Consider the following 22,513-nt stretch of genomic DNA (forward strand, 5'->3'; position numbering starts at 1 on the left):
AAAATCTCAGTCATTCAAATGTACCCCATATAGCACCTATATATATCCTATATAGGGGTCAAAATGTCACCAAAGTCCTGAGCTATTGTTGGGGTATACATAGCCCCCACATAGCCCCCAGTAGGATTTTTTGAAATCTTTTTATCAATGCAGCAGAAATTAATTTAGATCATCGTTGACTCTTTGATTTATACTTTACTATCAATTTTTTGTTGAAAAGCAATTCAGTTTTGATCTTTAACTTCTTGCTGACTACGTAACGAGTGGGTTATTACTTGCTTACAGGTTCAGCTTTCTCTACTGAATTATCATTCACACCCAAAGTCAATTCCAAAGGAGTTTTTTGGGGGTAAGCTTTTACCACTTGTCGATAAACATCATAATTAGTAGGTAGTGTCTGCTGAGAATTACCCACTCCATAAGTCAGTTTGTACTTTACATCTTTCACTAATTCAGGTTTTCCTATCTCTTCTTGAGGTCTTTTACGTTGTTCAACTTCATCAACACTTGGCCGCGGCGGTAAAGTAGGCCACCATAACCCTCTGTCATCTGGGCCAACAACGGCTCCTGCCGGTTTCAATCCATTCCGATTCAACATTGAAGTATTCGCAAAGATTTCAATGCGTGGCTGTGGTTGGCTAGTTAGATCATTGGCATACTTGACTTGCCAGGTGTAACTGGTGAGTGCTGTAGCTTCATACTGTTCAGCAGTAGTAGTGCTGCAACTAGTTAGTATCAGTGCCGTTAGTGCAGTTATTAAGGGTACAATTTTCAACTTTTGCATTATCAATCGTGAATATCTTTCACCAATCACTCTTCAAGAGGAAGTGTGCCATCATTGCTGCCAAGGAGAAGGAATCGCTGTTGCCCTTAAGCACTTCCCTTGCTTGCAGCCTAATCGCTGTTTGCTCACAGTTGGGGCATTTTACCTTTGTAAAAATCACTGAAGGTCGTCCTTTGTACTCGCCCATTACGGGATCTCCGGTGTACTCGCTGATTATCCCCTGCTTGCAGTGATAGCACTCGAATATCACACGTCCTACCTCCGAGTTGCAATCCAGAAATTGCATGTGCTGACAGGGTTCTGGCGGTAATTCTGGTTCTTCGGGGCGGTCTTGAAAGGGTATATAAGGTTTGGTTGCTGGTGGTGAATCTTTTTTTTTCTTGTTGCGCTTGCCAGTCACCTGCGGCTCAACTTTTGGCGGCTTCATGGGTTTTTCCTCGACAGGGGGATGGTCAGGCTGTTACTGAGTTTTGAGTTATTCATCAACTAAAGTCAAATCAGATTTAACAGATGAGGTAATGGGTTTGGGCTGTTGCTGTTTTGATGGTTTAGATGGACGTTGGGTTGATTTCAATTTAATTTAGTTTATTTCTCAATCCTTAAAAAATGTGTCGTATTTTAAAATACGACAGAAATAGGTGACAAATACAAATGCATGATATACATTTTTCAAAAGCTTAATGTCGAATTTCAAAATCCGACAAAAAAACTGATATGAAGCAGATAGTTCTCTCACTGATAGCTAACGCAGGCGGTGTAGGTAAAACTACACTCAGTGTACACCTTGCATACGAGATAGTTCGGCGTGGCTTTTCTGTAGCAATACTTGACTTAGATCCACAACGCTCTTTAGATGTGTTTTGTGGGGTACCACCTGCTGAAGTATCTAATACTCTAGTCAAAGCATTTTCCAAAGATTTTAAGGGGGATTGGAAATTAATTTCGGTTTGGGAAGAATCAAAAATTCAAGTCTGCCAAGGACATCCATTAATGGCTGAAATGGCCAACGAATTAGTAATTAGGAAACGAGGAGAGTACACACTTAGCGATCGCTTAAAAAACTACCCATTACCTCATAACTTAGTAATCTTGGATTGTCCGGCCACATTGGGAATGCTGAATGTTAATGCTTTAGCCGCTTCAACTCACATATTAGTTCCAGTGCAATTAGAAATGAAAGCGATTTCTGGTTCAGCAGAATTGGTAGAATGGTGCATTTCAACCAGTGATGAGTTACAGTTATCACCTCGTCCACCAATTTTAGGGTTTGTGCCAAGTATGTATGATGATACCGTAGCGATGCACAGACAATATCTAGAGCAATTACCAGAAATCACTGAACATTTACAATTGAAACTTTACCCCAAAGTTCGTTGTTCCAATGAATTCAAAAATGCTAGCGCTCACGGGCTACCTTTACAAAAATACCGTCCCAAACATCCTGCTTGTAAAGATTTTAAGCAAATTACAGATGATTTAGTTGCTTTAATTAAGGAGAAAAAATAATCGTGGCTTTGCCTAAAATTGCTAGTAAATTTAGTAGTGCAGTTCAAAAAACTGAGCAAGAACAAAAAATTGCTGAACTTCAAATAGAAATAGAAAGACTCAGAACCGCACAATCTCCTGAATTAGAGAATGAACTGCAAAAACTCCGAGAACAACTTCAAAATCAATCAGGAGAAGTACAAGTTGATTTAAATCTCATTGACCCGAATCCTGATCAGCCTCGGCAGACAATTACACCAGAGTTAATACAAGCAAAAGCACGATTACTCAAAAAACACGGGCAGATTTCAGCAGTCATCTTAGTCAGACAGAGTAATGGTCGTTACATACTGTTAGATGGGCAGCTACGTACTGAAGGAGCTAAATTACTAGGCTGGTCAACTATTCGTGCAGTAATAGTGGCAATGCCTAATGACTTAGATCAATCTGCATTACTAACTTTTCTTGGCTTTGAAGACTTGAATCCTTTAGATAAAGCAGAGGCAGTATTTAAAGAAGTAATGAAGTCCGCTAATTTGACAATGGATGAAGTTTCCACAATGTTGGGAACGGTAATTAAAAGAATAGAGAGAAATGGAAATAGTAAAGAGCTAGCAAAATTGATGGCTGTTAGCGTCGATGAACAGCAACAGGGCTTAGAACTACTGGAAATTACAGGTAAAGAACAGAGTCTACTACTAGTGCTGCTAGAGTTGGGGTTAAATCCTAGTTCTGTGAAAGCTAATCTAATGCCGATGCTTTATCTGCCTCAAGATTTAAAACAGGTCATCAGGCAGCATGGACTCAAAGGCGCTCATGCTTTAGCATTGGCAACTCTATCTGCCAAGGCATTAGACATCTCCGAAAATCAAGCAGCATCCGAACGGATTGCAGCAACAGATGAAGTCTTAAAGAAAAATCTGACAGTAGCAGAAACTCGTGAACTGGTTAGAAAAATTAGGATCAAGTATTTAAAGTCAAATGAACAAGAGTTAAAAGAGGTAAAAATAATATTTCAAAAAGTTAATGGAATTTCTGGAGATTTGCTTAAAAAAGCTAGTAGTAAACAGCTTCACGAAATGCGCTCTCTTTTTCAGCAGAAATTACAAGAAATTGACAAAGTTATTGCTACAAGTAAATAAATTCAATATTCTTACTTTTACTTTTACAAATTGTTTCATAGGAGTAAGTTAAGCTAATCGGAGAAATTAGGGTGAGTTCTCGATGACACTAAGACTGGGTGTGTGGTTTAGTATTTATGTACTATAGTTCGCTGAATTCCAGTATTATATACAATGATGTGCTGTGCGGCATCTGAATCATAAGCAATGTCCACTCCTCCTAATCTTTCCCCTCAACAAGTAAGCGCCTTTCCTCAAAACGAAACAATCATCGGAGTCGTAGAACGTTTAACTTTTTACTCTGCTGAGTCAGGTTACACGGTGGCAAGGCTGACTCGCCCACGTAGTACCGAACTCACAACAATTGTCGGCAGCTTCGCCAATATTCAGCCAGGGCAGACTTTACAACTAACTGGTTTCTGGCGTGACCATCCACAATTTGGGCCACAGTTCCAAGTAGTCAACTACAAAGAAACCAAACCAGCCACTCTCACCGGAATTGAGAAATATTTAGGCAGTGGACTCATAAAAGGTGTTGGGCCAGTAACAGCCAAACGCATCGTAGCTCACTTCGGGCTTGAAACCCTGGACATCATCGAAAACCAGATAGAGCGATTAATTGAAGTTCAGGGCATCGCTAAAAAGCGGATTACTTTAATCAAAAACGCCTGGTCAACTCAAAAAGCCATCAAAGAAGTAATGGTATTTCTCCAGGGGCATGGTGTTTCTACCACTTATGCTGTGAAGATTTACAAGCAATATAAGGATGAGGCGATCGCTACAGTAACCCATAATCCTTACCAGCTAGCAGCCGACATCTACGGTATTGGCTTTCTGACTGCTGACAAGATTGCGAGAAATATCGGAATTGCGCCTGACTCAGAATTTCGTTACCGTGCGGGAATTATGCACTGTCTAAGTGTTGCCGCCGAAGATGGTCACTGTTACCTGCCACAAACCGAACTGATTGAGTCGGTAATCAAACTGCTGACAACCGAATCTCATCAGTCCACAGAAGAAGCGGTTGCGATCATTATTAAAGATATGGCTCTGGCAGACGAGCTGATTAGAGAGTGGGATGAGAATAAAACCCTACTTTGCTACAAACCGACTTACTTTCATACTGAACAGAATTTAGCTCAACTGATCCGCCAACGCTTGGAAAAACCTGTTGGCACTGACATTGAGCGTGTGCGTGATTGGATTGACCGCTTTACAGCCAGCCGGAAAATCCAGCTTTCAGAACAGCAACGCCAAGCTGTAGAAACAGCAGCCTATTCCAAAATCATGATCCTCACTGGTGGCCCTGGCGTTGGAAAGACCTTCACAACTCACACCATTGTCAGCCTGTGGAAAGCAATGGGGAAATCTATTGCAATGGCAGCACCCACTGGACGGGCTGCTCAACGTTTGGGTGAAATGACTGGGCTGGAAGCTAAAACTATTCATCGCTTGTTAGAATTTGACCCCCGCTCAAGGGGTTTCAAGCGTGATAGCGAAAATCCTTTACCCCACACGGCAATTATCGCTGATGAAGCTTCGATGCTTGATTTGTTTCTGGCTTACTCCTTGGTTAAAGCAGTATTGGCTGGCGCTCTACTATTGTTGGTGGGTGACATTGACCAGCTACCATCTGTGGGCCCAGGTCAAATACTTGCTGATTTTATTAATTCTGGTTGCGTGCCAGTAGTGCGGTTAACTCAGGTATTCCGCCAAGCTCAAACAAGTGCAATTATCACTGCTGCTCATCAGATTAATCGAGGAATTTATCCCACAATTGAACCGATTTCCGACAATCCTGTGTCCGACTGTATTTGGCATGGCGGCGGACATCAGCCTGAACATGGAGTGCAGGCAATCTGCGAGTTGATTACCGATTTGATTCCACGCTTAGGTTTTAATCCTGCCACTGATGTGCAAGTCCTTTGCCCGATGACACGGGGAGTAATCGGGACTCGTAACCTGAACACAGTATTGCAGCAGTTGATCAACCCACCCAGCCCCAACAAGGTGGAGATCAACAGAGGTGGGAATTTGTTACGCGATGGCGATCGCATTATCCAGCTAACCAACGACTACGACCGCGAAGTTTTCAACGGCGACTTGGGAATAATCCTCACCATTGATACTGTCGAGCAGGAAGTTACAGTACTGTATGGTGAGCGGACTGTAGTTTACGATTACGCTGATCTGAATGAAATTGCCCTTGCCTGGAGCATTTCTATTCATAAAAGCCAAGGCTCAGAATATCCGGTGATAGTTCTGCCAATCTATATGCAGCACTATATGATGTTGACCCGGAACCTGTTTTACACCGGGCTGACCCGTGCCAAGAAGTTAGCGATCGTGGTTGGAGCAAAAAAAGCGATATCTCTGGCGGTGCGCTCTACTGATGATCAAAAGCGCTACACAAGGTTAAAGCAGAGGTTACTTTAGGCAGGACTGCATTGGTAATATGTTTTGGTTCTTCAAAATAGAAAACTTTATTGAGCTATTTGATTTATACTTTTAAATTCCTTGGTTTAAAAAAGTGTTGATTTTGTATGTCCAGCCTGAGTTCAGACATGGTTCGCATCTATTTACAAGAAATTGGTAAGTATCCTCTATTAAAACCAGACGAGGAAATTGCTTATGCAAGACTTGTACAAGAAATGATTGCCATTGAGCAATCTAAAAATGAACTCACTCAACAGCTAGAGCGTGAACCAACAATGACAGAATTAGCCAACACTGTTGAAAAAACCGAAACACAAGTCAGATCAGCACTACACCTTGGTCAAAAGGCTAAACAAAAAATGGTGACAGCTAACCTGCGGCTGGTAGTATCTGTTGCCAAGAAATACCAGAACCGGAATTTGGAATTCTTAGATTTGATCCAAGAAGGAGCAATCGGTTTACAAAGGGGTATAGAAAAGTTTGATCCCAATCGGGGTTATAGACTCTCAACTTACGCCTACTGGTGGATTAGTCAAGCTATAACAAGAGCAATTGCAGAACAATCCCGCACTATTAGATTGCCTGTTCATCTCACTGACATACTTAATAAAATCAAGAAAGTGCAGCGAGAAAGCTTTCAAAAACTTGGCCGCCATGCCACTGCTGAAGAAATCGCAAAATCATTAAACCTAAGCACAGATAAGCTTCGAGAATATCTTGCCGCTTCTCGTACAGCTATCTCTTTAAATAAACAAGTTGGAGATGAGCAAGAGACAGAGTTGGGCGAAATTTTAGCAGACGTTGGTGTTTCACCAGAAAAACTGCTCACCCAAGAACTTTTATCCCAAGATGTGGCTAAATTCTTAGAACCACTAACACCTATACAGCGTCAAGTGTTGACTTTAAGCTTTGGGCTTGATAACGATCAGCATTTCAATCTCGCTCAGATTGGGCAACAGCTAAATCTTAGCCGAGAAAGGATTCGTCAAATCCAGGTCAAAGCTATAAGTATTCTCCGCCATCGACAAAACGACATACAAGAGTATTTATTTGAATGAACCATTATGTAAAAATAAGTTGTACAAATTTCAGTAGACCGAAAAGTTTGACGTAGCTGCTATATCTGCCCCTTTTTTGGTGCAAAATGTGAGACCATCACACTCTTGTTTGAGCAAAAAATAAGCTGATGTATCTAATGAATACATCAGCTTTTGACTTATCCCAAGATTTCAATCACAGCCGCTAGAATAGCTGGTGCTTTGTCTGAAACCGGAATGAATACCCGCTTTTTCCAGTTGATGATCTCGGTGAAACATCCAGCAGCTAAAAGCCGCTCTGCCAGTGAGATAGCATTAACCAACTCTATACGAGGTTCTGCGGCAATATAAGAACGCCGTAAAGTTACGCCACCCGGTAACTGCTGGGAATAGCCTTCGTTTAGCACTAAAGAGACTAACTCCTGTGGGCTTAATAGCTTGTTCTTGAGTCCGAGTTGTTCAGCCACCGACTGGATATCCTGAGCATTTACTACCCGACCGAGAATCTTTTGTCCATCGCTGGTTTGCAAGCGGAAGACTCGGCTATTGTGCTGTGGTAGTATTTTCCAGATAGGCAATAGAATACCAGTTACCAAATGCAGATAATCGGTTGTGAACTTGGGTAATTCGTTTACTTCAGTAGACCAAGCAGCAGTAAACGCATCAATAGAAACCGCTTTCCAAGTGGAAGATTCTAAATCCTTGACTGGTACACGAGTTTCCGTTACATAAAACTTACTCAAACCTATTTCTAAGCAACCTTTTTATAAAAGATAACTTGTACTAAATAGAGTTTAATGTTTACTTCCTGCTTCATACTGGAGAAGTCGGCTTCAACCAGTCCACAGGCTAACACTGTCTAACTAACAGCTTTACTCAAATTGATTGCGGCGTTTAAATCGCGGTCAATCGTAAATCCACAATTGTCACATTTAAACTCTCTTTCGCTTAACAAGAGAGCGTCTTTTTTAGTTCCGCAGTGAGAACAAGTTTTAGAACTTGGATACCATCTATCAACCACTACAAGTTGTGAATCATATAATTTACACTTATATGTAAGCTGTCTACGGAATTCATAAAAACCCATATCTGAAACTGCTTTGGCTAGTGTACGATTAGCTAACATTCCAGATACATTCAAATTCTCAATTACTACAGTACCGTGGTTCTTGGCTAACAATGTAGTTAATTTATGGAGCGTATCTTTGCGAATATTAGCTATCTTCCTATGCAGCCTAGCAATCTTAATTACCGCTTTTTTCCAGTTAGATGACCCCTTGACTTTACGACGATTCAACCACTGTAGTCTACTTAATTTAGCTTCATATTTTTTATAAGCTTTTGCTCCCTGAATTACTTCTCCTGTTGATAAAGTAGCTAAATTTTTTATTCCTAAGTCTACACCAACAATGCTATCTAAAGTCGATACTTGTTGCGCTACTTCCAGTTTGAAACTAATAAACCATCTATTTGCTTGACGTTTAATTGTTACCGATTTAGGTTGAATCTGTGGTAAGCATTCATAGGTTTGGAGTACACCAATTCGAGGAACTTTAATTTTGTTATTTCCTAAAATCTTTATAACTCCATACAAAGTAAAACTATCATGCTGACCCTTCTTTTTAAACTGAGGGGCTCCAGATACTTTCTTAAAACATCTATCCCAAGTTTTGCTTAAAGCTCTTAATATTTCTTGTGGAGCAGAATTAGAACATTCATAATACCAAGGGCATTCAGGCTTTACTAATGCTACTAACCATTTATGCAAATCAAAAGCACTAGGAAATTTAATTTTGTCTGTAGGATTAGCCTTATTATGGTCTAATATTTGCTTGGTCAAAGCTAACCCCCAATTCCAAGCGTGTCTTGCCACTCCGCAATGCTTTAAAAACGCTGTACGCTGTTTGTTGTTAAATTTCAATTCAGTTTTAAAACCTATGAACATTTATGCAACCTTCGTAGCTATTGAACCTTTTTGAATTGGATTAGTAATTTACCCCACCAAATACCTAATAATCTGCGGATCTATAGCTGCAATCCGCTTTTTAATTGATTGTGGAGGATTCTTGAAAAACCGTTTTAAATCCCGACTCTTGACTAGGTAATTTGTCGCAGAACGCCGAATAGCTTTGAGCCATCCTCGTTTTACCCATTTAGCTACAGTACAGGAGTTTAAGGAGAGAGCTTGAGCAATTTGGTTACAACTATAATTGTCGAGAGTGGGACGTGCAGAATAACCCAACGCATAGAGCTTTTTATGAACAGCTAATGTTGTGCGGTGATAGCCTCGTCTTCTGAGTCTGTATGCTATCTGTTTAGGTGTATAAGCTTCAGACATTTCATCAAGAATTTCTAACTCTTGGGGAGTCCATTTTTTCTTCATTTGTTAACCTCCAGAATTGCTGGTAGAAATATTTAGAGGGACTTGCTTGATTTCTTTCTCCAGGGCGGGGTGTTTACTTTTGCAGCCCAACACCCGCCCCATCATCTAGACAACCTTGTGTCAACGCTTCTTACCCTGTGGTAATACCAGCTGATTCTGTGGTTGCAGAGATGCTCTGGCTTCAGTTTCAGACATAGATGGCAGTGCTAAAGCCGTCTTATTTGCGATCTCTGCCCATCTTTCATAAGTTTCATTAGTCACCCAGTGCAATGTCGCCCCCGACTCCGCACCAGAGCGAATCATCTCTGCTGCAACTAAAGCGTCCTTTTCAAAGTCGGACTCAGGGTTGCGGTACGACCATTGAATAAACCAATACGTTCCCAGCGCACCTTCCACTTTCTGAAACTCGGCGCAGAAGATGTAGTTTTTGAGTACGCTAGCGATCGCGCTATAACAAAACTCTTTCGGATCTCCCAGCATTCCCTCTTCACACCACGATTGAAAAGCACGATGGGCGAAGTGATTGTACAGTGCGGCGAATGAATCCTTACTACGGCGGTGCATCAAGAAACAAAGCAGCATTGAGGCTGGCCCTTTGAACTGGTCTTTTAACCCACCAGTTACAGGAATGACCCACAGTTCGGTAAAGGGTTCATTAGTAAAGTTTTCGTTGATTGTGAGTAAACGGTCTGGGCGGGATATAGCGATCGCAAAGTCTGCCTTATTTCCCTTGAGATATCCTCCGGCTTGCGCTTCTAAAATTGTGATTTTTGGAGGGCAATCTAGAAGGAATTGACCGTATTCCTTAGCGCAGTTAGCTTGCAGTTTAGGTTGACTGGGTGGGATGAGAAAAACGCTGTTGTTGATTTTGATAGTTTCCATGTGTACAAAGTGATGGGTGTGTTTGTTTGAATGAGTTAATGGGCTTAGTTCGTCGGCAATTTGTCGGAATCTTGTGTAATTGTCAGTAAAAAACCGTGTTTGGTATTCTGGACTCGTACTAGTTCTCTATCGAGTAATGATTGGATTACTGTTCGTGAGAAATTAATGCTGTGCAAAGGAGCAGAACCACCATAGCGGCGCAAGAAAAGCAGCAAGCTAGCAGCCGTGAGGTCAGAGCAGTTTTTGGGTGGTTTAGCCATTAGTTACACCTTCAGGAATTGCTTTTAATTCGTACTTAAGCAGTTCAAGTTGGCGTAGACATTTTTCTATTTCAGCCTGAATCTCTGCTCTCAATTCCTGCGGTGTCAGTAATTTAATCTCGTTCTCTAAGTGATTTCCTTCATCAATAGAATTGATGTCAGGCATGACTAAATAACGCCAGCCTTCACCATATTCGTATGCTAAAAGACTATCGCTTGGGTAATACTTGATGCCGATAATCAGTCCTTGTTCTGCACGTTGTCTCAAAGTGAAGCGGGGGTATTTCCAACCGTGTGGAATGGTGATTGTTGGTTGCATGGTTGTAATTGGTGAAGTTGACTATGCTGCTATGGCTTTATCTGTAACTCTGGATTTCTTTGCTACTTTCATGAAGTCATCCAACCCAACTGCTGCTTCTTCTGCCTGGGTGTACCGAATCTGATCCATAGCGTTAGACCAGTGGGTGATGTGCTGAAATATCACCCCAATCATTGAATGAGCCTTGTACACTCGATAATTCTTGGGGCAAGCTCCATTGACGTAAACGAGCGTGTAACCAGGGATTTCGATAATCTCTGCATTCGGGTCTGTAGGCGGTAGAAAAATTTTCTCTGGTAAATCATCCAACTCGGCTACTTGAAGAGAGGGCGTAGTTTCTGTGGTGTATGCCATTGTGATGTTTGTTACCTATTACGCTGTAGAGGCGATTACAATTCTTGATGTGCAATCGCCCTTTTTATGTCAGTGGTTACGCTGCTACAGCCGGTCGGACTCCCAAAAACGTAATCGCTTCTTCTGCACTCGATGCGAATCTGTTCATGCCGTATGTGCGGGGTCTAGAATACCAACCCTCAAGATTGCAACCGATGTAGCCTACTAGCTGATTATTTCGGTAAAGTTTAGTACTGAAGGATAACCAATCAATCTGGGGATGCCACAGGTTGAACTTGACACAAGCTTCTTCTAATTCATCGCTGAGGCGTTCATTGCGCTCCAATGGAGTTTCTGGAAGTGTCGCTTTAACCTCTGCAACTCTTTTTGCGAACCAGTCACGGTCGAATGGCAGTCGTCCACCATCAAAGAATTGCACCCATACGGTGATTCCGCCTTCTATCCAGATTGTGCGAACTGATTCGGGTTCAACTTCGATAATCTCGCCAATGATGCGGCGGTCACGAGCAGTCAGGGGGTCTTGGGTTGGGGCTACAGCTTCGGCTTGGGATTCGATGTATTTGTCAAGCTCGGCTTGTGCTGCGGCTTGCTTGTCAACAGAATAATCGACAATTGCTTGTCGTGTATGAGTTACATACGTCATAATAAAAATCTCCAATTTATTTGGGTAAAAGGCGATCGCAAGTTTTCCAGGACAGGCGGTCGTCTTTTGTTTTGATAGATGAAAAAAAACTGTACTTTTGAGGCAATGGAAGGTCGGTTTGATTTACACGAGCCTTTCTTGCTCCTCATATTTTTATATTATGATATTATCACTACATTGTCAATATATTCTTCATGAAATTGTCATTACAAACAGTCATTGGTAAGCTAATATTTATAATTAAGGAGTTAAGTAAGAATGACCAAAGGATCAAAAGCGTCTTCAGATAGGGTTTTCATTCAAATCCAGGTTGACCAAGAAAGGAAGACAAGGTTTGCAGAGAAAGTCCGCAATCAAGGTAAAACAATTACTGAAGTACTAATCTCGTGGATTGATGATTACCTTGACGAATCTGAGAAGGTAGATGTTATAGACCTAAAAAAGCGAATAGAGGCTTTAGAGCGCAAATCAAACCAACAGGACTCTTTACTCATGGGGGAATTGCTAGCCTGAGAGAAGAGAATGATTCTCTCAGGCAAAAACATTCACAATTAATGGATCTCCTGAAACCGGACAAGCCCGCTAATCAATAAGCGGGCTTTGTTTTTTTGTAAGCAGTCTATATTGATTATATAGTGATAATATCATTATATAATGATAAAAACTGGAGAAGTAGAAGACGATCGCCGCCGACCAAAGCATTGCGATCGCCTGCTCAATCCGTTAACGACAAAGTGAGCTAACTATAATGCTGACACATTTTTGGAAAAATCCCCCAAATCATCTGCTGGGTTCACTTTGGTTAAGCTGCACCACCTCAACTTTTAGGCATCTACCATAGTGAGCAATAAATATGCTGACACTAGACAGAGAACAAACAACAGCACTCGATTACAGTGTTGTCAACACCAGCATCCAGGAAACCTTCACTGCCATCGATAGGTTCGAGTGGCAAGCAATAGATGAACTACGTCTTATGCGAGACAACCACTATTACAAAGATGGTGGATATCTCAGCTTTGAGGACTATTGTGAAAAAGAGCTAATCAAACATGGCGGATATCGGCGTGTCAGAGATTTGCTGTCTGCGAAGAAAGTAGTTGATACTCTGCCAGAGGAATTGAGGGTAAAAATCACTAAACCATCTCAGACACGCTCCTTACTCCGACTGGTAAAAACTCCCGATAAGTTAGAACAAGCTGTTGCGATCGCAGCCAAAGAAAAACCTTTCCCTACTGCCGCCGACTTCGCCAAAGCAGTGCAGCAGGTTGCACCAACAACTAAACGCGCCACAAAAACCGAAAACCCCAAAACGCAATTGTGTAATTCTGCGACTGTCTCATCACAATCACACCCTCGTTATGGGGATTCGGGAGTGATTGAGGCTTCGGCTCCAAACCATTGGCAGCAGATTGTCACTTTTCCTGATGGCGAGAGACTGCCGATCAATAATGCTGATTTGGATGCCGCCAGCGTTCCCTTTCCCAGAGAGCAGACTTATCCACCAGAATATACCGAAGCGATCGCTCAAATTAAAGAACAGCATCAGCGAGAGTTAGAACGACTTTCCCAGGAATTGAGAATTGGTTTGCAAGCAGAGGTATCGGCCAGAGCCGAAGAACAAGTAAGTGAGCAAATCCAATCTCTGCAAAACCTGTATAAGCAGCAGAAAGAGCAGAATGTCCAGTTGCAGCAACGGCTGAATGAAATGGAATCCCTACGGCAATTGGAGACTGAGAACCAAGAGCTTAGGCAGCGTATTCAGGATTTGGAAAACGCCGTAGAAGAACGTCCTTCGCAACAGTGGGGAAATACCATGACCCAGCAAGCGACTAAAGCGTTGAATAAGCAGGTAAAACAGGCGTTAGAGAAAACAATTGATCTGCGATCGCTAGCGCAGGAACCGCCCAAGGAGAATGCCCAGGAATGCTTACGGTTGATGGGGATGGCTTTGAAGAATCTCGCCAGTGCTATGAACAATACCCAAGCTCTCGAAGCTGCGGCAATCATTCTAGGGAGTGAACCAACACCAACTGCGATCGCATATCGAGCCGAGCAACTGGAAATGTTGCCCCAGGCAGTTAGCGATATTAGAGCAGCCCTAGCTAAATCGGGGTGTACTTGGCAGGACTATTGGGCAGTGGCGCAAGAGTATGAGGTAATCAAACAGGACTACTGGGCAGAACTTACCACCCAGGAAACAGAATTGATTACCGCACTCCAGAAAGCATCCTCTCAACCAGACATTATTGGCGTTGGTTCTATCGTTGCCCACGCCGACCCATATCGTACTTTGTATGTCGCCAGAGGAGAAGTGATTCAGGATTTGGGAGATGAGGTAATCGTTGCATGGGATTGCTGGAAGGAGCAATCGAAAAAGACTGATAGGTATTTCCGAGATGAATTGCGATTCTGGCAACCTCAATAGGCTTTCAGTGTTTTAGTAACTTTTTAGACAACCAAATACAAGTACCAAGCCCTGCATCACAGTAGGGGAAATTTCCGTGCGTCAACATAACAGGAGATTGTAAAATGACTGCAACTATCGCAAGACCCAAGCTCAAAAAGGCTGCTGATAAAGCACAATCACCGTATAAGCGGCTTCATGTGATTATTCCCATAGAAGATTTGTTATGGGCTTCTCAGCAAAAGCCTTCAGTTACGCAATTGTGGCAAGAATGTTGGACGGCTGACCCCTATGGTTCCCGGTGGATGCCTTTGACTTCTGCTTTGGGGTACAGTACTTTTATCTCTGCAAAGAAAATTCTCTTTGATAGTGGTTTGTTTATTTTTAAACCGGACAAGTCGGTTCAGGATGGCCGGGAGACAGTGAAGTGGATGGTGCAGAATTTACATGGTAGCCGAATGAAGGAATTTTGGGAGAAAGCTAATTCGGAAAATCAACAACTAGATGCTGAAAAACGAGAATTAAATGCTGGGGATTCAGAGATGAATGCTGGCTCTGAAGAAATGCGTGCTTTGTATAAAGCATCTATTTCAGCTAAAAACCAGTCAGAGCAAAGGTTACAGGAACCCTCACGAACTACTCAGGAACAGCTAACGAACTCTTCAAAAGAGTTCGTTAGCTGTGTCTCTGACACGCTTACCGAGATTTCGCACTGTGAGGAGGCGGCGATCGCTCCCTTGAGGGTCGCGTCGCCTCAGTCTGTTGAAAGCGTGTCAGAGTTGGAAGAAGAGTTACCTGCGGTAACGGACTGTACATCGCTGGCGCTTGTGGATGCTGTACCGAATCAACCTGCTCCGTTGTTGGCTGAAAACCAGGATTGTGATGTTGAGGCGGTAGTCTCTCATGAAGGTGCTTGTTCCGCCGCGCCTGTTGCACAAAATGAATTTTCTTCCAAGAAAGCGATCGCTAATCAAACTCAGAGACAGGGGCAAGCAGAACAAAGTAATTCTGTTTCTTTGTTGCTTGAAAATTCAGTTTCAGGTGAAGAAGTCAAAGCAGTTGATGAAGGTACTTGTTCCGCCGCGCCTATTGTAAATCCTGAAAAGTGGTCGCATGAGGCGATTGTTGCGCGGTCAAATATGCGACCTGTAAGAAGGGAGAAACTAAATCGAGCAGCAAATTCAGGGGAGAATCCGGGTTTTGACTTTTTGCAAGAGTGCTGGAATGATGATCCGGCTTTGCAGATTGTCGTTAAAAAACTATTGGTGAAGTTTCCGCAGTGGGGGATTGCGATTGTGGATGGGGTGTTGGTGAAGTGAAATCAGTAGTGATCGCAGAACTTTTTGGTTTGCTGAAAAGTCGCTTTTTTTTGGGGGGGGGTAGCAAGTCTCTATAAGTGAAGATGTTGGACATCTTGCTCATACTTCTACCCCCTATCTCTAAACAAAAGTCGCTATCATTGATATCTGCAAAAAGAGATATGTTGTAAATAAATATTGCAAATAATGCCCCAACTTCCTCCGAACAACGTAACCCTATTACAATCCTTTGAGAATCTGAGCAAAGATTCTCGGCTGAAGAGATTATTCAGCCCAAACGATGCTGATACCTGCGCCCTTTATCTGTGGCTGCTCGAAATTAAAACGGGCAAGAATAACAGAGAATACCGTTTATTGTATGGGTGGGTAATTCCTCGTTCTTCAAAAATGCCCAGCCAGTGGAGATCGTTCAACTCCCATCCTGAATGGAACGTAAAGCCATACCAGTTTCGCATTCATAGACTAAATTTTTATCACAACGGCAATGTAATCTTTAATCTAACTAAGTATTTATGCGAAGGAATGACTTTAGGTCAGGCGTGTGAACAAATTAATATTTCTCAACCAAATGAGCAGTTTAAACAGTTCCGTTTGGCAATATCAGTACAGAAAATTTATCAATCTTTTACAATTCGTCCAGTAATTTTTTTGGAAACATCTTTTAGTACTTTGCCTATTATTAATCAGATCAAACCTCCAAGCAGTTCAATTGATGGGGTTTCTGCCTTTGTAGGTTCTTTATTCAGACTTGATAAATTAGAGCTATTTTGCCAATCTAACGGCGAGAAATTACCCAAGGTAGATGAACTAGCCACGACTTGTCTAAGTCATCTTAAAGAGGAGACTGGATTAGACTTTTGTAATGCAGATAGTCAACGATTAGGCAATTTAGAGTGGCTATGCTTTCCAGCTGCAAATCAAGAAGAAGAATCACAAGTTTTCATCAAAACTAATTCTGCACCTAATCAAGTAGAATTGGAAATTTCGCCAAATGTTCTGCCAACGGGGATGAGTATTTTGATTCGATGCCGTGCCAAAAACGGTGGAGTTATCGTTTTAGATGAATGTCAATTAATTCAAATTTCTAACCAAGCTAGTACTTCAGCCTTATTTCAGGCACAAGAACAAATTAACTCAGTTATTGTTACGATATGGATTCAAAAATTCGACTCTGACAGATGGGAAATATGGTATGAACATTCAACACCAACGCAGTGGCAGTTGAATCTAAATTTAGGTTGTTCAGGTTCTCAAATTAACTTACCATCCAACTGGCTAACAGAATTTGCAAAATTGAAAATCCAAAAGCGAGTTGAAAAGGCTCAAAAATTTAATCAAGTGAATTATGAATGGTTGCAAATTGGTGGAAAAAATGTTGAACCCTGGGTATTAGATTCTCAAAAGATCCGCTACTTTTCCCAGAAATTATTTCCAGCACCATCTGGTGGATATTTCTTCAAAAATGGATGGAGAGAAAATGACCATGAACGTAGTCGTTTAAGTTTTTTTGAGTGGTTACAGAAACTCAGTAATGATCCTACTGCCAGCAAAGTTTTAATCATTGATCCATTTTTCGACACCTCCGGTATTGAGGAACTAATCGCACGGGTCAGTGCAGTCCAAGCAGAATACGTTGTACTGACAAATACTCAGGTTAGGTCAGAGGATGATTCATTACAAACTGGAAATCACCAATCTCAAACAATAGATAAAACTCAAGAACCCCAAAGAGCAACTCGATTGAGGAATGCTTGTTATCAATTACAAGTCTTGTTGAAAAACCTAAAATTTCAGTTGCTAGATGTACGAAGCACCCAAGGGGGAAAAAATCAGATATTCCATGATCGCTACATACTAGTGTTCAATCAACACGGTGATGTAAAAACTGGCTATCATCTCTCCAATTCAATTCAAGGTGCAACGAAGTCTTATCCTCTTCTAATTACACCAATCCCAGAAGATGTAATACCATTGGTTGAGGACTATATAGCAAGCTTGCTAGAACCTACGAATAATGAACCGAGAGAAGTCATTGAAATTTTCTCGTCTGTCCATGATAAAAGTATCTCTACAGATAACAAACGTCCCACTGGGCTTGATAGTATTCTAGATGCCAACTTGTTTTTTGCAGCCCTTCTACAAGATGTTAACTTAGCTTTCCTTAATCAAGCTGACTTAGGCAATCATCTTCAAAATCATGGATTATATGATATAACAACCTATGATTTCAAAATCAGTGAAACTAATCTCACTCAAATCAAAACTTTTTTAGAAAAATTCAGCCAAACTCTTTTAACGGCCGACACTAATTTTTTTACGAAATTGTGGGCTGCATTAGGATCATGGTTAGATAATTCTCCAAATGGAGAAGAATATTTAGACATAATTAGCAATATTGGTGGTGCATCATTAGCAGCAAAAATACAAACTTTTTTATCACAGGTTCCAAATCATTTAAATCTTCTTGACACTTCATACGAAGCAACTATACAAGAAGATGCTATACAACTGAGCCAGTTTATTCAGCAAGACTTTGTAAATGCAATACAAGATGCTGATAGACTTCTCAAGTTCACAGACTATAGAGGATGGCAGATTTGTCTACAAGATTTCGGCATTCGCTATGCTACGCAAGCCTTAATCGCTTTAGAACCAGCCCAATTAGTGAGAGTTATTACAAGTTTTTGGCACCTTCTGACAGATGCATCATCTTTAGATAATTCTCGGTTTCGGAACGTGATTTATACTGTCTCATTCACCCTCCAAGAGATGCTTCGGCAATTAATTGTTATTAAATTTATTCACAAAGAAGATAACGCACTCCTGGAAGAACTACTCAAAAGTGATGTACCATCACTACGAGCGATAGCAGCCTACAGCTTATCTCCTCTGTGGAGTACAGACGATAACCTGAAAGATTCAGATTTAAACAACTTCTTTGGATTACTAATTAACTTAAATGAAACTGAAAGAATTTATACATTAGCTGAATGGATATACAATTTAAGAATTAAAGCAAATGTAAGTCAAGGAGAAACTGGATTTCTTAGAAAACTTCGCTTGATAATTTTTGATAGAATGCGGCAGTTTTTTCCTAACAATCTGTCGTTAAATGAATTTAAGCTTATTAATCGTCGTTTGAGCGGCCCCTGTCAAGAAAATTGGGCAAAGTCCACAAATGAGGATTTACTTCAACTTCTAGTTGATGATGGCAAGATAAATATTGATGAGGTGGCTCAAGTTTGGCTATCAATTTTAGAATCAATTCTACACCATTGGCTTGAAACATACTTACCAAACTCAATTAAACAGAATAAAGAACAATATTCTATTCCTACGCCAAATTTTTCTGAAAATTCAGAATTGATTGAGGTTTGTACTTGGGCAATTGCTCATGCAAGTTTAGATTGTCGCAAAGAATGGTTACAAAAAATTGAGAAGCTTAAGTTGATTACTCAAGGAGTAATTTCCCGGCCATTTCTAGGTTCTCAGAATCCTGTGGCTTGGAATAAAGCTAATATTTGCTTGTCGTACTTGCAACAACTAACTCAAGTTTAATATGTCAGTATAATTTTTTAACAAAACATTTTTTCAATAGAGTTGAACAGATTAAGGAGTTATCTTGGTATGAGTCGGTTAACCAGCAAGCATTCTCTAAAAAAAATTAATAAATAGCTATGTGCAATACTTTCTCCTCTGCAACAGTTATCGTTTTATCAAAAAGGCTGCTGGAAAATGTAAGGTCATCTGTAAATTTTCTAAAAGCAGTATTATAAAAGCTACGAATAATAAAAGATATGAAGGTATTGGGTGTGATTGGGGAACAAACAGGTATTCTACAATTTTCAAACTGTCCCAAAGTTAAATGGCATTTGGGGTGATCTAATTCTTTATGATTGTCTGGATCATAATCGAATCTTATTGGTACTGGTAATATATTTTTTGCTATTATATCTGCATATATTTCATCTGCTTCGTAAATTGTAGGGTCATTCTGGAAAAATTCTAAAAATGGTGATGGTAAGAAGGCAAGCCTATGTGAAATTAGCTCTGATTTTCTATAAGTATATAAAAGTTGTATTAAGGCACCATCTATCATTTTGAAGTTATAGTTTTTCCCCTTATCTAGTTCATGATATATGTCTTTATAATTAATGTTTTTCAGTGCTATTGAGAGATCCTGCATACCAGAATATGCAATTTCATAACTATCTCTACCAATAGATGTAGATGAGGGAAAGTTTTGTTGATCGCACAAACTAACTTCTATTAGTTTTTGAGTTATAGTCTTAATTTCTTTATAAATTTCTTGGTGGCTAGTCATTTCAAAATAATTGTTTTTTTAATTTTTCTATTAATTCTGGTGACAAATCTTCTTTATGAATAATACCCTTCTCTAAATCCTCAACAATATCTTTTAAATTTCTTTGATTTTGAATTCTACGCTCATGCTCTTTAGGACTCATATCTCTATTAATAACATTCATTATTATTCGTTCTTCTTCTGTAGGATAGGTAAACTCAAGAACAAAGTTTCTTTTTTTAACCTCTTCAAATTCTTTCACTAAACCCCTCATGTCTTCGCCATAGCCTAATACTCTTAACCAAGCTTTGCTTCTTGTCATAGCAGTAAACAAGATATTTCTTTTTCTAGAAAGCTCTGCACCAGAGAAGCATTCATGGGCATTTATAACATATATCATCGCAGCTTCATTTCCCTTTGCTCTATAAATACCTGTGAAAGTAACCGCTTCTTCACTAAAAAAATCATCGCGGGAATTTGTGACTCCGGCTAGATTAGAATTAATCTTTTTTTCAAACAGTAAAGCCCTAGAGCTTCCAACGGCATCTTTAGTTGTGAACGGGTTAGAATGAATAATCATTATGTCATCATACTTTAGTTCATCCTCTCTAATATTTTTCTCTATTTCTTTGACTAACCATTCATTTTGTTCGCGGTTATTATTAAAAGACTTAAATATAATTAAGTCATCAATCTTTGAGTGAGATTCGAGGAATATTGGACTAGTATTGCTAGTTCTACTAAGCTTTACAGGCTTTCCTTCTTCTAGATTTCCTTCTTCTACTTTATAACCAATATCTCTCCATAAACCTGCATCGTCAAACATCTGAATTAATCCTTCATTTCTATATATTCCAAAACCCAAAGCGTGTGCAGAAGTGAGGAGTGGGCGCGAGTTTCTATAGCATTTCTCTAATATAATGTCTTGTTTTGGTTCTCCAGATTTATTCTGAAGTTCAACACATGGATTACCGTAAGTATCTTTTCCAAAGATTACATCGGGTGATTCCATTGTTTGATTATTAAGGCTTTGTAATTCATCATACGCATAAACTAGTCTTTTCGGCGACTTCAAAATTTTATAACACAGTTGCAAAAAATGTTTAGAAAAATCCTGTGCTTCATCAACTAGTATTGCATCATAATACTGATCAAAATTCTGGATTTTATCGAGTGCTTCTTCACAAACTTTGTCAAATTCTTGACCAGATATATTAGTAAGATTTCTTGCTGCATTTAAATCCCTAAATTCAATATTATGTTTTTTACATACTTCATAATAAATTCCTTCCGTTGAAGGACTTCCCCAAGCATGAATAATTTTTATTTTTTCCCAGTCAGGCTCTTCATTCGTATGTTCAATAGTGAAAGTATTAATAAAGTGTTTAAACTGATTTTTTAGAGAACGTGTATTAAAAGTAACAGCAATATTCCAGTCAGGATGTTTGGCCTGTAAATATGCAACTTTAAGAGCTAGAACTATAGTTTTACCTGAACCGGCAAGTCCTCTAATTCGCTGTACACCTTCTACAGTTTCAAGTACAGCAGCGCTCTGATTATTATCTAGGTTAGCGATAGAATCTTCCAGTCTCTGTAGTTTTGCGCCTCTGGAATCTTCTCGTTGAACATAGCTACGCTGCCTTCTTTTTCTAATAGAAGTTATAGCTTGTATGACTGAGCTAAGGCTCTCAAAATATTGGTTGTTCTCCCACTTACAAGATTTTAAGTACTCTCCTAATGTAGACTCGTTAGTTATAATAGGATAGTCTTCTGAAACATCATTTGGTGTATTATTTAACGCAGGTGCAAATGTGACAGCACTGATTTCCACCATTAGTTTCCTTCTTTCAGTCAGATTTTTATGCTGAAGTAGTTTTGATTGAACTTTGGTTACACTTTCATCTTGTGCCTCTTCTATATCTATGTTAATGTTAGTTCCCTCAATAATATTAAAAATAACAATACCATGCTCTCTAGATAATAGAAGAGCATCAATTTGATAACCACCTTGAGGTGTTCCTATTATTGGGTATCCCAGGTATAAGCTGCCATTGATATCGGGTCTATTCTCAAAGTACTCAGCTAGCCTTCTAGATGAAACTGGCTTATTATCTACATCACCTCGAATAACATTAACCATGAGATATTGCTTTACCTAAAGTATATATCTCTATTATCTTTCAACTTGAAGTAATCGTCCCATGCTATTTGATATTTGTCGATTTCCTGTAAATCACACTTGGTAAAGCTGAATTATGAGTTGAGTCAAAAGAGTTTGTGAGATGTATCTCTAACAACACGCCTACACAGAATCCGCGTGAGGAGGGGACGGCTCACGCGCCCTTGGCGGTCGCGTCGTCTCAGTCTGTCGAAAACGTGTCAGAGAAAGAGAATAGACTTGCCTGTGGCAATGGACTGCATGACGCTGGCGCTTGTGGATGATGCACAGAGTAATCCCGCTTCGTTGTTTGCTGAAAACCAGGATTGTGGCGTTGAGCAGAAAGACTGTCATGTTCGCGTAGCGTCTCGTAGAGAAGGTACTGGTTCCGCCGCGCCGCCTGCCCAAATTGAAAAATCAAATCTTCAACTTCAGCGATCGCAGATCAGAAAATAGAACCGAGTCGCCCCTCTGCTTCGTTTGACTGAAAATTCAGTTTCGGGTGTAGAAATCAAAGCGGATCATGAAGGCACTTGTTCCGCCGCGCCTATGCCAAATCCTATAAGGTCGATACTATACACGAGCGTATAGCCAGCAAGCTGAAAGATTAGGTTTAAGCAAT

21 protein-coding genes are annotated in these 22,513 nt (G+C 40.4%); 9 read left to right on the forward strand and 12 right to left on the reverse strand.

Features of this window, described 5'->3' with window-relative positions; all coding sequences use genetic code 11:
• Positions 1-271: 271 nt before the first annotated feature.
• Positions 272-784: a hypothetical protein gene (locus FD723_RS32375; RefSeq protein ID WP_179069400.1), complete on the reverse strand. Its 513-nt coding sequence runs from the start codon at positions 782-784 to the stop codon at positions 272-274.
• A gap of 19 nt (positions 785-803) precedes the next feature.
• Positions 804-1,211, reverse strand: a complete 408-nt coding sequence (locus FD723_RS32380) for a hypothetical protein (RefSeq protein ID WP_256875271.1) — start codon at positions 1,209-1,211, stop codon at positions 804-806.
• Between the two features lie 287 nt (positions 1,212-1,498).
• Between FD723_RS32380 and FD723_RS32385 the strand changes: the two genes are divergently transcribed.
• From FD723_RS32385 to FD723_RS32400, 4 genes are all read left to right on the forward strand, one after another.
• On the forward strand, positions 1,499-2,290 hold the full coding sequence (locus tag FD723_RS32385) for a ParA family protein (RefSeq protein ID WP_179069401.1): 792 nt from the start codon (positions 1,499-1,501) through the stop codon (positions 2,288-2,290).
• A gap of 2 nt (positions 2,291-2,292) precedes the next feature.
• On the forward strand, positions 2,293-3,411 hold the full coding sequence (locus FD723_RS32390) for a ParB N-terminal domain-containing protein (protein WP_179069402.1): 1,119 nt from the start codon (positions 2,293-2,295) through the stop codon (positions 3,409-3,411).
• A gap of 186 nt (positions 3,412-3,597) precedes the next feature.
• Positions 3,598-5,826, forward strand: a complete 2,229-nt coding sequence (locus FD723_RS32395) for an ATP-dependent RecD-like DNA helicase (protein ID WP_179069403.1) — start codon at positions 3,598-3,600, stop codon at positions 5,824-5,826.
• Between the two features lie 107 nt (positions 5,827-5,933).
• Positions 5,934-6,884: an RpoD/SigA family RNA polymerase sigma factor gene (locus FD723_RS32400; protein WP_179069404.1), complete on the forward strand. Its 951-nt coding sequence runs from the start codon at positions 5,934-5,936 to the stop codon at positions 6,882-6,884.
• Between the two features lie 158 nt (positions 6,885-7,042).
• On the opposite strand, the gene FD723_RS32405 is transcribed toward FD723_RS32400, so the two are convergent.
• The 8 genes from FD723_RS32405 to FD723_RS32440 all read right to left on the reverse strand — a co-directional run bounded on the left by FD723_RS32405 (position 7,043) and on the right by FD723_RS32440 (position 11,704).
• The gene (locus FD723_RS32405; protein ID WP_256875272.1) at positions 7,043-7,606 is read right to left on the reverse strand and encodes a hypothetical protein; all 564 of its coding nucleotides are present in this window, start codon (positions 7,604-7,606) and stop codon (positions 7,043-7,045) included.
• Between the two features lie 116 nt (positions 7,607-7,722).
• Positions 7,723-8,808 carry an RNA-guided endonuclease TnpB family protein gene (locus FD723_RS32410; protein ID WP_179069405.1) on the reverse strand — a complete coding sequence of 362 codons (1,086 nt, stop codon included), beginning with the start codon at positions 8,806-8,808 and terminating at the stop codon, positions 7,723-7,725.
• A gap of 48 nt (positions 8,809-8,856) precedes the next feature.
• Positions 8,857-9,246, reverse strand: coding sequence for a hypothetical protein (locus tag FD723_RS32415; RefSeq protein ID WP_179069406.1), 390 nt, complete (start codon positions 9,244-9,246; stop codon positions 8,857-8,859).
• A gap of 120 nt (positions 9,247-9,366) precedes the next feature.
• A complete protein-coding gene (locus FD723_RS32420) occupies positions 9,367-10,128 on the reverse strand; it encodes a hypothetical protein (protein WP_179069407.1) in 762 nt (253 codons plus the stop codon).
• Between the two features lie 44 nt (positions 10,129-10,172).
• Positions 10,173-10,388: a hypothetical protein gene (locus tag FD723_RS32425; RefSeq protein ID WP_069074495.1), complete on the reverse strand. Its 216-nt coding sequence runs from the start codon at positions 10,386-10,388 to the stop codon at positions 10,173-10,175.
• Positions 10,381-10,707 (reverse strand): hypothetical protein, encoded by a 327-nt coding sequence (locus FD723_RS32430; protein ID WP_179069408.1) that lies wholly within the window; start codon positions 10,705-10,707, stop codon positions 10,381-10,383. The genes FD723_RS32425 and FD723_RS32430 overlap by 8 nt, the downstream gene beginning before the upstream one ends.
• A gap of 21 nt (positions 10,708-10,728) precedes the next feature.
• Positions 10,729-11,061 (reverse strand): hypothetical protein, encoded by a 333-nt coding sequence (locus FD723_RS32435; protein WP_179069409.1) that lies wholly within the window; start codon positions 11,059-11,061, stop codon positions 10,729-10,731.
• A 76-nt stretch (positions 11,062-11,137) separates the two neighbouring features.
• Positions 11,138-11,704, reverse strand: coding sequence for a hypothetical protein (locus tag FD723_RS32440; RefSeq protein ID WP_179069410.1), 567 nt, complete (start codon positions 11,702-11,704; stop codon positions 11,138-11,140).
• Positions 11,705-11,962: 258 nt separating this feature from the next.
• On the opposite strand from FD723_RS32440, the gene FD723_RS32445 reads away from it, so the two are divergent.
• The 4 genes from FD723_RS32445 (at position 11,963) to FD723_RS32460 (ending at position 18,988) form a co-directional block, all read left to right on the forward strand.
• A complete protein-coding gene (locus FD723_RS32445; RefSeq protein WP_179069411.1) occupies positions 11,963-12,217 on the forward strand; it encodes a hypothetical protein in 255 nt (84 codons plus the stop codon).
• A 340-nt stretch (positions 12,218-12,557) separates the two neighbouring features.
• Entirely contained in the window at positions 12,558-14,132 is a 1,575-nt protein-coding gene (locus tag FD723_RS32450) for a hypothetical protein (protein WP_179069412.1), read from the forward strand.
• A gap of 104 nt (positions 14,133-14,236) precedes the next feature.
• Entirely contained in the window at positions 14,237-15,430 is a 1,194-nt protein-coding gene (locus FD723_RS32455; protein WP_179069413.1) for a hypothetical protein, read from the forward strand.
• Between the two features lie 186 nt (positions 15,431-15,616).
• Positions 15,617-18,988, forward strand: a complete 3,372-nt coding sequence (locus FD723_RS32460; protein ID WP_179069414.1) for a VPA1262 family protein — start codon at positions 15,617-15,619, stop codon at positions 18,986-18,988.
• A 106-nt stretch (positions 18,989-19,094) separates the two neighbouring features.
• Here the strand turns inward: FD723_RS32460 and FD723_RS32465 are convergent, their stop codons facing one another.
• Both FD723_RS32465 and FD723_RS32470 read right to left on the reverse strand, forming a co-directional pair.
• Positions 19,095-19,754, reverse strand: a complete 660-nt coding sequence (locus FD723_RS32465; protein WP_179069415.1) for a DUF2290 domain-containing protein — start codon at positions 19,752-19,754, stop codon at positions 19,095-19,097.
• Position 19,755: 1 nt separating this feature from the next.
• Positions 19,756-21,873, reverse strand: a complete 2,118-nt coding sequence (locus FD723_RS32470) for a DEAD/DEAH box helicase (RefSeq protein ID WP_179069416.1) — start codon at positions 21,871-21,873, stop codon at positions 19,756-19,758.
• A gap of 279 nt (positions 21,874-22,152) precedes the next feature.
• Between FD723_RS32470 and FD723_RS32475 the strand changes: the two genes are divergently transcribed.
• Positions 22,153-22,347, forward strand: coding sequence for a hypothetical protein (locus FD723_RS32475; RefSeq protein ID WP_179069417.1), 195 nt, complete (start codon positions 22,153-22,155; stop codon positions 22,345-22,347).
• Positions 22,348-22,513: the final 166 nt, after the last annotated feature.

The organism is Nostoc sp. C052 (assembly GCF_013393905.1).
Taxonomy (GTDB): Bacteria; Cyanobacteriota; Cyanobacteriia; order Cyanobacteriales; family Nostocaceae; genus Nostoc.